At 42.8% G+C, this 12661-nt stretch carries 9 protein-coding genes; 4 read left to right on the plus strand and 5 right to left on the minus strand.

All coding sequences use genetic code 11. From position 1 onward, the window contains the following. Positions 1-106: 106 nt before the first annotated feature. On the plus strand, positions 107-964 hold the full coding sequence (gene djlA / locus IUZ65_RS01790) for a co-chaperone DjlA (RefSeq protein ID WP_195706583.1): 858 nt from the start codon (positions 107-109) through the stop codon (positions 962-964). A 100-nt stretch (positions 965-1064) separates the two neighbouring features. Here djlA and IUZ65_RS01795 read toward each other — a convergent pair whose 3' ends face one another. From IUZ65_RS01795 to leuA, 5 genes are all read right to left on the minus strand, one after another. Then, positions 1065-1847 carry a DUF547 domain-containing protein gene (locus tag IUZ65_RS01795; RefSeq protein ID WP_195706584.1) on the minus strand — a complete coding sequence of 261 codons (783 nt, stop codon included), beginning with the start codon at positions 1845-1847 and terminating at the stop codon, positions 1065-1067. A 162-nt stretch (positions 1848-2009) separates the two neighbouring features. After that, positions 2010-2612 carry a 3-isopropylmalate dehydratase small subunit gene (gene leuD, locus IUZ65_RS01800; protein ID WP_195706585.1) on the minus strand — a complete coding sequence of 201 codons (603 nt, stop codon included), beginning with the start codon at positions 2610-2612 and terminating at the stop codon, positions 2010-2012. Between the two features lie 10 nt (positions 2613-2622). Beyond that, a complete protein-coding gene (leuC, locus tag IUZ65_RS01805) occupies positions 2623-4020 on the minus strand; it encodes a 3-isopropylmalate dehydratase large subunit (protein ID WP_195706586.1) in 1398 nt (465 codons plus the stop codon). A gap of 121 nt (positions 4021-4141) precedes the next feature. Next, positions 4142-5230, minus strand: coding sequence for a 3-isopropylmalate dehydrogenase (gene leuB / locus IUZ65_RS01810; protein ID WP_195706615.1), 1089 nt, complete (start codon positions 5228-5230; stop codon positions 4142-4144). A gap of 42 nt (positions 5231-5272) precedes the next feature. Beyond that, entirely contained in the window at positions 5273-6826 is a 1554-nt protein-coding gene (gene leuA / locus IUZ65_RS01815; protein WP_195706587.1) for a 2-isopropylmalate synthase, read from the minus strand. Between the two features lie 480 nt (positions 6827-7306). Between leuA and IUZ65_RS01820 the strand changes: the two genes are divergently transcribed. From IUZ65_RS01820 to IUZ65_RS01830, 3 genes are read left to right on the plus strand one after another with little or no spacing between them, the layout of a single operon-like run. After that, entirely contained in the window at positions 7307-7969 is a 663-nt protein-coding gene (locus IUZ65_RS01820; protein ID WP_195706588.1) for a TetR/AcrR family transcriptional regulator, read from the plus strand. Continuing rightward, positions 7959-9284 carry an efflux RND transporter periplasmic adaptor subunit gene (locus tag IUZ65_RS01825; RefSeq protein WP_195706589.1) on the plus strand — a complete coding sequence of 442 codons (1326 nt, stop codon included), beginning with the start codon at positions 7959-7961 and terminating at the stop codon, positions 9282-9284. Before IUZ65_RS01820 ends, IUZ65_RS01825 begins: the two co-directional genes overlap by 11 nt. Further along, complete coding sequence (locus IUZ65_RS01830) at positions 9281-12382, plus strand: efflux RND transporter permease subunit (RefSeq protein WP_195706590.1); 3102 nt, start codon at positions 9281-9283, stop codon at positions 12380-12382. Before IUZ65_RS01825 ends, IUZ65_RS01830 begins: the two co-directional genes overlap by 4 nt. Positions 12383-12661 lie beyond the last annotated feature (279 nt).

Raw genomic sequence — 12661 nt, forward strand, 5'->3', positions numbered from 1 at the left:
TTGAGTTGTGTCGCTAATTCGAAGTAATTTTAGTTCAAAGCAATTGAGCGTTCAAACAATGTAAGATCACAATACATAACAAAAATTCATAATTGAGAGCATAATAATGCACATTTTTGGCAAAATTTTAGGCATATTTTTTGGTTTCCTTTTTGGAGGAGCTTTTGGCGCACTGTTTGGTTTGTTCTTAGGGCATCAGTTTGATAAAGCAAGAAGACTTAGCCAAGCAGGATTTAGAGCATCCAGCGCCTTCTCCGGTGGACCCAATCAAGCGGAAAAACAGGCAGAATTTTTTAAGGCTGCTTTTTCTGTTATGGGCCATGTTGCTAAAGCCAAAGGGCAAGTAACCAAAGAAGAAATTCAGTTGGCCGACACGATGATGCAACGAATGAACCTTCGAGGTGACCAGAAAAAGGCGGCTCAAGATGCATTCCGCGAGGGGAAATCAAGTGGTTTTCCGTTGAACGAAATACTTGAACGGGTTCGCATATCATCTGGAGGAAGGCATGATCTTTTACAGTTTTTCTTAGAGTTGCAGATATCAGCCGCATTTGCTGATGGTGATCTTCATCCTTCAGAAAGGACCGTTCTGCATGCTATCGCTAAAGGGTTAGGGTTTTCAACTCAGCAGCTTGAACAGAGATTGCAAATGCAAGAGGCGGCCTTTCGTTTTCAAAGAGAGGGCGGAGCTGGCGGTTGGAATCATTCTCAAGGGCAAGGCGGTGCTTGGCAACAAGCAACGACAGCGGATCAGCTTACGGATGCTTACAAAGTGTTAGGCATCACCGATGATGTGGATTCTAAAGAAGTGAAGCGAGCTTATCGTAAACTAATGAATGAGCATCACCCAGATAAGCTTGTAGCAAAAGGTTTACCACCTGAAATGATGGAAATGGCCAAAGAGAAAGCACAGGATATTCAAGCGGCTTACGACCTGATCAAGAAAGAGAAAGGGATTAAGTAGAACAAAGCTCGTTGTCTCCACGAAAGTGGAGACTTCAGAAGTACAATACTTGCTGTATTTATAGGAATGGCAGTATTAGGTTAGAGAGAAGACAGCACCATTATTTGGCCTCATTTAAATCCCAATTGTAATCGTATTTGACCTTATCGAGATTAAGAGAAAGCGTTGGTCTATATTTTTTAAGATGATTGGTCAGTGCTTGCTTAGAACCAAAATCCTCGGGAAACCACTCGTAAATAGAAGACAGTACCGTTTTATTACCTGACTGCTTAACACCTTTGCCGCTATTGATGAAACTGCCTGCCGCTTGCTCCAATAACATCTCTTGATTCATTGCATCAAATGCGACTGGTTGTAGGTTGGGACAACCTAAACTTGCACAGTTGACCGCATAATGAGTACGAGCATCTTGCCAGATTGGTCTTAGAATTCTGTGTTCAATATCGTTTAAGCTTAGCTTCTCATCTGTAACGACGACTATTTCATCACCCCATGGACCAAAGCTAAACAATCCGCCTAGTTTGGTAATAGATTTGATGGGGTAGTTGTCCAGAATAACATTTACGGTCAGGGCGTTATATAAATTTACCCAATAAGCGTATTGTTCTGCTTTGTTGTAGGTTCGAGGGTCGAGCTTAGCCATGTCTGATATATAAGACTTGAGTTGTTGCTTATCAGATGGTGTTACGTGTTTATAACGAACAAGCGTATTTTCTTTCTTTTCAACAAGATAATTGTCTAAAAAATATTGCCATTTAAGGTGAGAGATAGCTTGAGTATTTTGCTCGTCCGCTCGGTTCCAATAGTCCCAAAGCTCGGCTTTTGGCGCTGAAAAGGAAAAAGTGGAAAAGAGTAAGCTAATGCAAAGTAATATATATTTCATAGGTAACCCAATTGGAAAAATATGTTCATTAGGATAGACCACGAGAGTGAGAATTAAATTTCATTGAATTGAAATTGATTAGGTAGGGCTTGAACTCATTTAAGAAGAGCCAGCCCCGAGGGAGTAATCGAATCACTCCCGCAGGGCTGGTTTTTGCCATGTCTACTTCATATACGTTGGGATATTATCTTCATACGCAGAGATTTTTTCTTCATGTTGAAGCGTTAATCCAATATTGTCTAAGCCGTTAAGTAAGCAGTGGCGACGGAACTCATCTATTTCAAATGAATACTGTTTGTCGTTTGCGGTTACTTTCATCGCTTCTAAATCAACGGTAACCTGAGCGCCTTCGTTTGCTTGGACAAATTGGAATATTTCATCCACTTCCTGATCGGTTAAGCGTACAGGAACCATTTGATTGTTGATTGAGTTGCCGTAGAAAATATCAGCAAAACTAGGGGCAATCATTACCTTGATACCATAATCTGCCAGCGCCCACGGTGCATGTTCGCGTGACGAACCACAACCAAAATTTTCACGAGCGATGAGGATTGAAGCGTCTTGGTAACGACCCTCGTTCATGACAAAATCAAGGTTAGGTTGCTGACCAGCATCATCGAGAAAGCGCCAATCATTGAAAAGGTGCTGACCAAAACCTAATCGTGTTACTTTTTGAAGAAACTGTTTTGGAATAATGGCGTCCGTATCGATATTTGCAAGATCCAAAGGGACAACTAAGCCTGTGTGATTTTTAAAACCTGACATTGTTTGCTCCTTATAGTTTACGAATATCAACGAAATGACCAGCAATTGCGGCGGCAGCAGCCATCGCTGGACTAACTAAGTGTGTACGACCATCACGACCCTGACGACCTTCAAAGTTACGATTACTGGTTGAAGCACAACGCTCTTTTGGACCTAAGCGGTCATTATTCATCGCTAGACACATAGAGCAACCTGGCAAACGCCATTCAAAACCAGCGTCGATAAATACTTTATCAAGGCCTTCTTGTTCCGCTTGAGCTTTAACTTGCTCAGATCCCGGAACGATCAGCGCTTGAACGTGATCGGCAACTTTGCGACCTTTTGCAACCGCCGCGGCTGCACGCATATCTTCTATGCGAGAGTTTGTACATGAACCAACAAACACTTTATCCACGTTATAGTCAGTCAACGCTTTTCCAGCTTCTAAGCCCATATAGGCTAATGCTTTTATAGCGGAAGCTTTTTCTGCAGCGTCTGCAAAATTTTCAGGAGCAGGGATAGGCTCATCGACAGCAATAACTTGACCCGGGTTTGTCCCCCAAGTGACTTGAGGTTTAATGCTTGATGCTTCAAGGATAACGGTTGCATCAAAGGTTGCATCATTGTCTGTTTTTAACGACGACCAATATTCAATCGCGGCATCCCAGTCTGCGCCTTTAGGGGCAAATTCACGACCTTGAATATAGTCAAAAGTGGTTTGGTCTGGTGCGACAAGTCCTGCTTTAGCCCCAAGCTCAATAGCCATATTGCAGACAGTCATACGACCTTCCATTGAAAGGTCACGTATCGCTTCACCGCAGAACTCAACGACATAGCCTGTACCGCCGGCAGCGGTTGTTTTGCCGATGATAGCCAGTACGATATCTTTCGCTGTTATGCCGTCGGCTACCTTGCCTTGGACGTCTATTTTCATCGTTTTAGCGCGATCCTGCTTTAATGTTTGCGTTGCTAAAACATGCTCCACTTCAGACGTACCAATACCAAAAGCCAGAGAACCGAAAGCACCGTGTGTTGCAGTATGTGAATCACCACACACAATGGTCATGCCTGGAAGGGTAATACCTAGTTCTGGCCCCATAACATGCACTATGCCCTGGTATTTATGGTTTAGGTCATAAAGGGTAACACCGAATTCTTCACAGTTTTTCGATAAGGTTTCCATTTGAATTCTAGCCATTTCGCCAGAAGCGTTAATGTCTTTGGTGGTCGTGGAAACATTGTGATCCATTGTGGCAAAGGTTTTACCCAACTGGCGTACTTTACGACCTTTCTCACGCAAGCCATCAAACGCTTGCGGTGACGTGACTTCGTGAACTAAGTGACGGTCGATATATAGAATCGGGTTTTCGCCTTCGGCTGCAACAGCAACGTGTGCAGCGTAGACTTTTTCGTATAAGGTTTTAGACATTGCTTCTTCCTTGATGGAGTCGACTGGCTACTCGGTATGGAGTCGCCATTTTCTATTAAGTTAAACGTTTTTATTCATGTAACTGTTTTTGTTTGCAAAAATTCGACTAGCACAGATTCTATTAGCGGAAAATGTAACCAGCGATTTTATCGCCCATTTCAGATGTAGATAGAGCGGGCTTGTCACTAGCAAGGTCTCCAGTGAGCTCCCCGGCTTCTAACGCTCTAGACACCGCCGTTTCGATATCTTGTGCTGCTTGCTCTTCTCCTAAGCTGTAGCGAAGCATTAAAGCCGCAGAGAGGATTTGAGCAACAGGGTTTGCTATATTTTTGCCTGCAATATCAGGGGCTGATCCACCAGCTGGTTCGTACAGACCAAAATTGCTTTCATTTAAGCTTGCTGACGGAAGCATACCCATAGAGCCAGTAATCATGGCGCATTCGTCAGAGATAATGTCCCCGAAAATGTTCGAGCAAAGCATCACGTCAAACTGAGACGGATCTTTGATGAGCTGCATTGTCGCGTTATCGATGTAGATATGAGATAGCTCAACATCTGGGTAGTCTTTAGCGATACCTTCAACAACTTCGCGCCACAAAATGGAACTTTGTAGAACGTTAGCTTTATCGACAGAACATACTTTTTTATTACGTAAACGAGCAGATTCGAAAGCAATTCTAGCAATGCGCTCTATCTCATATCGATGATAAATTTCGGTATCAAATGCTTTCTCATTTGGTCCTTCGCCTTCACGACCTTTCGGTTGGCCAAAGTAAATACCTCCCGTTAGTTCACGCACAACGACGATATCAAATCCCTTTCCTGAAATATCGGCACGCAGTGGTGAAAAAGACTCTAACCCTGCGTGGATTTGGGCTGGACGAAGGTTACAAAATAGCTGAAAGTGCTTACGTAATGGAAGCAAAGCACCGCGTTCGGGTTGATCATTTGGCGCTAGATGTTCCCATTTTGGACCACCTACCGAACCAAATAGAACCGCATCGGCTGCTTCACAACCTTTAACAGTACTTTCAGGTAAAGGGCAGCCGTGATTATCGATTGCGATACCACCGACATCGTGTTCTTCTTTAGAGAACCTGATTCCGTGCTTCTTCTCTATAGCGTCTAATACTTTATGCGCTTGCTGCATTACTTCCGGGCCAATGCCGTCTCCCGGTAAAACGGCTATTTTGTATTCTTTGCCTGCCATGGTCATGTTTTTCCTGTGTATGTTAAGTTGTAATCGGTATTTTTAAACGGTTTGTGTATTTTTTTTCGACTGCTTAATTTCGGCAACTTGATCCGCACGATGAATACTGTTTATTACATGCAATAGTGCCTGACCTGAAGCCTCTACGATATCGGTGGCTAGACCGGTTCCGTGGTATTTACAGCCTTTATAATTAGCAATAATGTCAGCTTGACCAAGGCCATCTTCGCCTTCACCTTTTGCAGTGAGATCGAATTTATCCAACACTATTTCGTATCCAGTTAAGCGATAAATACATTGATAAAGAGCATCAACAGGGCCGTTACCTACCGCAGCCTCACACTGCTCTTTATCACCACACTGCAATTTGATTGAGGTGGTTGCCATTACGCTACCCGATTGTACGCTCAAATAGTTCAATTTGTAGAAGTCGTCCTCATCACGAAGATTAGCAAAATGCATTAACGCTTCTAGGTCATAATCGAAGATCTGGCCTTTACGATCCGCTAGTTTTAAAAAGTCATCATAAAGTGCATCCAGATTGTATGACTCTTCCTTGTAGCCCATATCATCCATATGACTTTTAACTGCTGCTCTGCCACTACGACTGGTCAAGTTCAACGCTTTGTTTTTAAGTCCAATAGACTCAGGCGTCATAATCTCGTAGGTATTTTTGTTTTTCAATACGCCATCTTGATGGATACCGGAGGAATGACTAAATGCGTTAGCACCGACAATCGCTTTGTTGTCTTGAATTGGCATATTACATAGCTGACTAACAAGGCGGCTCGTACGGTGTATTTCATCGTGTTGTAGACCCGTGTGAACCCCCATCAATTCTGAACGGGTTTTAATTATCATCGCTATTTCTTCTAGCGAGCAATTACCTGCACGTTCACCAATACCATTAATTGTCCCTTCAATCTGACGAGCGCCAGCCTGAACGGCAGTGATGGAGTTTGCGACCGACATGCCCAGGTCGTCGTGGCAGTGAACAGAGATAACCGCCTTATCGATATTAGGCACACGGTTGAAAAGTTGTTTGATAATGCTACCAAACTCACTCGGTACTGTGTATCCGACAGTATCCGGGATATTGACGGTTGTTGCACCAGCATTGATTGCAGCCTCGACCATACGACATAGATTATCGATAGGCGTACGTCCAGCATCTTCGCAAGAAAACTCCACATCATCGGTATAGTTTCGAGCGCGTTTTACTGCTTGAACCCCCATCTCTACGACATCATCATAATCACGGCGCAATTTGTCTTTTACATGAATCGTGGACGTAGAAATAAACGTGTGGATTCGAAATGCTTCTGCTACTTTTAATGATTCAGCCGCAACATCAATATCTTTGGCTACGGCCCTTGATAGTGCACAGATACGGCTGCCTTTGATGTTTTTAGCAATGGTTTGTACAGATTTAAAATCACCGGGTGAGGAAACAGGAAACCCTGCTTCTATTACATCGACACCGAGACGTTCGAGGGCATAGGCGATCTGCAACTTCTCTTTTACCGTTAAGCTTGCTGAAAGTGCTTGTTCGCCATCACGTAATGTGGTGTCGAATATAATGACTTGATCGTTCATACCTGCTTCCTTTTCGTGTCTATGTTAACCATTTATCTCTGTTAACTGTCTGTTGAGTTTTATTTAGTTATAAAAAAGCCCGCTTGTTAGCGGGCTTTTAGAAATCTATGTGGTGTTTTTCGTCCACTGCCTACCCGCGCGATTGTTTCACGATAAGGAGGAGGTTGAGGAGTGTCGAAAAATTAAATGTCATTTTATGTTTTTTTCCAAAAGTAAATGATATCCACAAATTTATGTTTCAATTAGTACCGCACTAGATGACTTGCGTCAAGTCATATGTTGGGTTTTTATTCAAAATTATACGTGAGTGAAAAGGCCAAAAATCATTCTCGTTTTTAAAGTGCTACATACCGACGCCATCATTTTAAGAGGAAATGCGTTATTAATTAATCGAATAAACAAATATTGATGAATTAAACGAGTACCATCTTAAGGTCAAAGGCAACTATAATTAATCAGTTGATTAATTGGAGCGTAATTATGTCACGAAAAGCGGGCAGACCTAGCGAGAGCACTCAGGCGCGAGAGAAATTGATTAGTCATGCTCGAGAGCTCTATATGGTGATGCCGTATGAGAAGGTATCTACTCGATTGGTGGCAGACAGTGCCGGCGTAAATATTGCCATGATTCGCTATTACTTTGGTAACAAGCAAGGTTTATTCGAAACGGTAATCCGAGACACCATGGAGCCGATTAATCAACAAATGAAGGCGATGGTTAAGCCTTCTAGTCAGGAAAGTTTAATCGGTTTAATGCGGGCTTATTATCAAACTATGATGAATACACCTGAATTTCCTCGCTTGATAGCCCAGATAATGAATATGTCTGAATCGGATATGCAGCGCAGACTACTTGAAAGAATATTCAAAGAGGTGACAAAACCGGCACAAGAAACGATGTTTAATCGTCTTTTGGAAGAGGGAGTTCTCAGAGAAGGTGTCGACCCAAAACTGTGTCGTGTTACTTTTTTTAGTATGATGGTTTTTCCTTTTATCGCCCCTCGCGCCATGTTGGAGTTCCATGGGGTAGAGCTAAACTCGTCGTTTCTTGAACAACTTTTAGAACACAATATAAAAACCTTAACACATGGTTTTTTGTCACCAGAACATCAAATTTCTCTTGGGGGAAATAATGAACATTAATCGCAAACTTCTTTTCTTTCCAGTTTTGGCTATTGGTATTGTTATTCTGTTTACTGCGATCAAAATGAAGCCGGATCTCTCGGTCAAACCCGCGGGAGATAGAGCGCGATTAGTTAAAGTGATGCCTTTAGAGCTAAAGGCGATGGCGCCAATTGCAATCGGTTTTGGAAAGGTTGCGCCTAAGTTTGAGTGGAAAGCGATTGCTGAGGTCACAGGTAAGGTTGTTTACAGAAATCCTGAGTTAGAAAAAGGGCGTATTCTTCAAGCGGGGACAGAGGTATTGAGAATCGACCCACTAGATTATGAATTGAAACTTGCCCAAGCAGAAGCGGATTTAAGTTCCAGCAAAACGCAATTAGCCAAGCTTAATCAAGAAGAAAAAAATCTAAAAGGAACAGTGAAGATAGAGAAAAACCGACTTTCAATCAGTCAAAATGAACTGGATAGAAAGCTTAATCTAAAAAAGAGAGGGCTTACTTCTCAATCTGATGTCGATCAGCAAAACCAAACCTATCTGTCCCAACAAAAACTGGTGCAGGATATGCAAAATCAGTTGTCTCTCTATCCCGATGAAAGAAAAGTGTCTCAAGCTCAAGTAAAAGTAAATGAATCTAAGGTAACTGAGGCAAAACGCTCACTAGAGAAAACCTCGATTGTATTACCGCAAGATCTTCGTATTGCAGAGGTCGATATTGAAGACAATCAAGTTGTGAACCTTCAACAGACGATGGTGACGGCACATGGTACCAACACGATGGAGGTGGAAGCACAATTGTCTATTCATGATTTGCAATTGATTGCCTCCAGTTTGGCGCATTTCATAAACAATGATTCAGGTATTTCACAACCAGATATGAGTGGTATTGCCTCTTGGATTGAGTTATCGAGTGGTAGCTTGACCGCTCGTTGGCCAGCAAAAGTCGCTCGTATCAGTGAAACGGTGGACGCTACTCAGGCGACTGCTGGGGTTATTTTAGAAATTGAGCAAGATTATTCAACCTTAAACGCGAGCAATATCCCCCCACTAGTGAATGGTATGTTCGTTAGTGCAGAACTGGTTGGTCAAGAAAACCCGAGTTGGGTAATACCAGAGCGCGCGCTTCATGGTGACAGTGTGTATATCATGGACGTGGACAACAAGTTAGATATTAGGCCGGTCTCTGTTTTGTATCGTAGAGATAATCAGGTGGTGATTGATGGCGAATTAGAGCACGGGGAGAGATTGGTGTTAAACGATGTGTTACCTGCTCTACAAGGTATGCTGCTCAAAATCGAAGGTGCACAGTCAGTACCAGCTGAGGAGGATGCGGCATGATCCGTTTCTTTACTAAGCATCCAACCGCATCGAACCTATTGATGTTGTCCCTGCTTATATTGGGTATAACATCACTTTCAACCATAAAACGGGAAACCTTCCCCGAATTTAGTCCCCCCTATATTATGGCTGGCGTTGTGTATCCGGGTGCGTCCCCGCAAGAAGTTGAAGAGAGCATCTGTATTCGTATGGAAGACGCCGTTGATGGTCTCGCGAATATCGAAGAGACCCGCTGTGAAGCGGTCGAAGGCTCTGCAAGACTGATTATAAAGCTAAATGAAAAGGCAGATATCAGTAGAATGCTGGTGGATGTGCAGACTCAAATCGACTCAATAAATGACTTTCCGTCAGAAATTGAGTCCCCAGTTGTTCAAGAACTCGATTGGAATGAGCCCGTTGTTGATGTCGCTATTACCGCGGATACTTCGTGGCCTGAGCTTAAGGCTTATGCGGAAGAATTAAAGCGCATTATGAAGCTTGATTATGATGTCTCTTTGGTTGATGTAAGTGGCTTCTCAGATCATCAATATAGAGTTGAACTAAATACTCAAGCCATTCGTCAACTTGGGCTTAGCGTTGGGGATATTGCAACGCAGATAGGCAAACAAAATATTAAACTGCCAAGTGGTAATATAGAAACCCCAGACAAGAATTTTTTGATTCGATTTGATGAAAGACGGGTGACACCGGAAGAGTTAAAGACGATTGTTGTTGGCTCTGGTCCTAATGGTTCGATTGTTCGTTTGAGGGATATAGCGACTATCACGGACCGGTTTGAATTAGACGAACAGAAAGTGCTGTTTGATGGTCATCCATCGGCGGTGCTAAAAATAAGCAAAAACAAAGAAGATGATGCCTTAAGAATCAAAGATAACGTCGTCCGTTTCGTTGATGATATGCGCTTAGTTGCACCAGATGGCGTCACTCTAGAGCTGACAAATGATCTGTCGTCAGTGTTATGGGATCGTCTCACCATGATGCTACGTAATGGTTGGCAGGGGATAGCCTTGGTGTTTGCAACCATGTGGCTATTCTTTAGCTTTCGATACTCTTTTTGGGTCGCCGCTGGTTTACCGGTCGCTTTTTTGGGTGGCCTATTCTTAATGGCTCAATTGGGCTTGTCCATCAATATAATGTCTTTGGTTGGGCTTTTAATGGCAATCGGTATCATGATGGATGATGCCATTGTCATAGCAGAATCCATCGCTTCGCATCTAGATCGAGGGCAAAAAATAGATGATGCCGTTGTGAATGGCGTTAAAAAAGTATTGCCCGGTGTTATTTCTTCATTCTTAACAACGGTTTGTATCTTTGGAAGTTTACTGTTTCTTGATGGTGAAATGGGGGCGGTGCTAAAAGCGGTACCACAGGTTCTTATTCTTGTGCTGTCATTAAGTCTAGTTGAAGCGTTTTTAATCCTGCCTAATCATCTTTCTCACTCTTTGCATAAGGCGAAAAAAGAACGCCAACCCGTCAAATTTAAACGAGTACTGTTGGAACGATTTGAACTTTTCCGCAATACCACACTTATTCGTGCCGTTGATAAGGTTGTAAAGTACCGCTATGCCTTTATTGGCGGTGTGTTCACTATGTTGCTTGCCTCCATTGCACTTATTGTTGGAGGCGCGGTTAAGTTTGTCCCGTTTCCTGATTTAGATGGTGATATTGCTGAAGCGAGAATTATTTTACCTCCAGGATCATCACTTAGCCAAACGGAAATTGTTGTAGATAAACTGATTGAGTCTGCAAAACGACTGAATACCAAGTGGACAGAGGAAATGGAAGATGGTGTACCACTTGTGCAACACATTACCAGCCAATTCAATGCCAATCAGGATGCCGATGAATCTGGGCCTCATATAGCGACGGTACGCCTAGACCTTTTGGGGGCAGAGATTCGAAATACTGTGATTGATGATTTTGTCGATGCATGGCGCGAAGATATCGGTGAACTAGCGGAGCCTATTTCGTTGGTCTTTAAGCAACCAACAATGGGTCCGGGTGGTCGAGATATAGAGATCCGCGTTAAACACGACAACCTTGATGAGTTGAAAGCGGCCTCTATTGATATACAAGAATACCTGAATGAGTTTTACGGAGTTTATGGTGTTCTAGACGATATGCGCATGGGGAAGGAAGAGGTATTGATCAAGCTTCGTCCAGGCGCAGAAACCTATGGCGTAAACGGACAGATTATTGCTAGTCAACTCAGATCCGCGTTTTTCGGTCAGACAGCAGATGAGATTCAAATTGGCGTTGAAAATATCTCAATTGAGGTGCGTTTAGATAAAGCTCAAGCCGGTGACTTACAACAACTAGCTAATTTCCCCATCATAATGGCCGATGGTAGCCAACTGCCCCTTGGTACAGTGGCAACGTTAGACTTTCAGAGAAACTATGTGCGCATCCAGCGAATCGATGGGCTTAGAACCATAAGTGTTTATGGCGATGTTGATAACTCGAAAGTCAGTTCGGCATCGATAATTTCTCAATTCCAAACGGAACAAGCTCCAAAACTGAAGATAAAATATCCCGGTTTGCGATTTGATTTTGAAGGTCAATCTAAAGATTCGGCTAAAACCGCCTCATCGATGGGTAAAGGTTTCTTGCTTGGTCTCTTTGGTGTCTTTGTCATCCTTAGTTATCAATTTCGTAGCTACCTAGAACCCTTCGTGGTGATGCTTGCGATACCTCTTGCCTTTATTGGCGTTGTCTGGGGGCACTTCCTTTTAGGGCACGCTCTTAGTATGCCGAGTATGATGGGTTTTGTTTCATTAGCGGGTATCGTGGTCAATGACTCTATATTACTGGTTCAATATATACGACATCATGTCGATGATGGAGACAGCGTGCATGATTCGGTAGTGAAGGCGAGCAGAGAAAGGTTTCGAGCCGTATTTTTAACCTCTATGACCACCGCCGCGGGCTTGTTACCACTGCTTACCGAGACAAGTTTGCAAGCCCAAGTTATACAACCGCTTGTTATCTCAATCGTATTCGGTATTTTTGCCTCTACATTGTTGGTATTGTTTATGATTCCTGCAGCTTACTCCATATTGGCTGACTGGGGCTTTATTCATAAACACAAAGAAATCTAGTGTCACTATCCTCGTGAAATTGTAAGTGGATCTGTTAAGAAAAGTATCCCTAAATTCCTGTTAAAATGGGAATTTAGGTGGTATTCGATCCACATACTCGTGAGAATGACGAGTTTTATTCATTTTAACCGAATCGAACGGCACGAAAAGAGGTATTTTAGGCGCACAAAACCTTCTGTTTTCTCGTTTTATAAATAACGATTCAATTATTTCATTTTTGAAATTGTTTCTCTCTATATTTGCAATTTAACTTATCTTTAACAATCACTATCCTATAGG

The sequence above is a fragment of the Vibrio sp. VB16 genome (assembly GCF_015594925.2).
GTDB lineage: Bacteria > Pseudomonadota > Gammaproteobacteria > Enterobacterales > Vibrionaceae > Vibrio.

Coding starts and splice junctions, on each gene's coding strand:
- leuD (WP_195706585.1), bottom strand. CDS start 2,612: ATGTCAGGTTTTAAAAATCACACAGGCTTAGTTGTCCCTTTGGATCTT.
- IUZ65_RS01795 (WP_195706584.1), bottom strand. CDS start 1,847: ATGAAATATATATTACTTTGCATTAGCTTACTCTTTTCCACTTTTTCC.
- IUZ65_RS01825 (WP_195706589.1), top strand. CDS start 7,959: ATGAACATTAATCGCAAACTTCTTTTCTTTCCAGTTTTGGCTATTGGT.
- djlA (WP_195706583.1), top strand. CDS start 107: ATGCACATTTTTGGCAAAATTTTAGGCATATTTTTTGGTTTCCTTTTT.
- leuC (WP_195706586.1), bottom strand. CDS start 4,020: ATGTCTAAAACCTTATACGAAAAAGTCTACGCTGCACACGTTGCTGTT.
- leuA (WP_195706587.1), bottom strand. CDS start 6,826: ATGAACGATCAAGTCATTATATTCGACACCACATTACGTGATGGCGAA.
- IUZ65_RS01820 (WP_195706588.1), top strand. CDS start 7,307: ATGTCACGAAAAGCGGGCAGACCTAGCGAGAGCACTCAGGCGCGAGAG.
- leuB (WP_195706615.1), bottom strand. CDS start 5,230: ATGGCAGGCAAAGAATACAAAATAGCCGTTTTACCGGGAGACGGCATT.
- IUZ65_RS01830 (WP_195706590.1), top strand. CDS start 9,281: ATGATCCGTTTCTTTACTAAGCATCCAACCGCATCGAACCTATTGATG.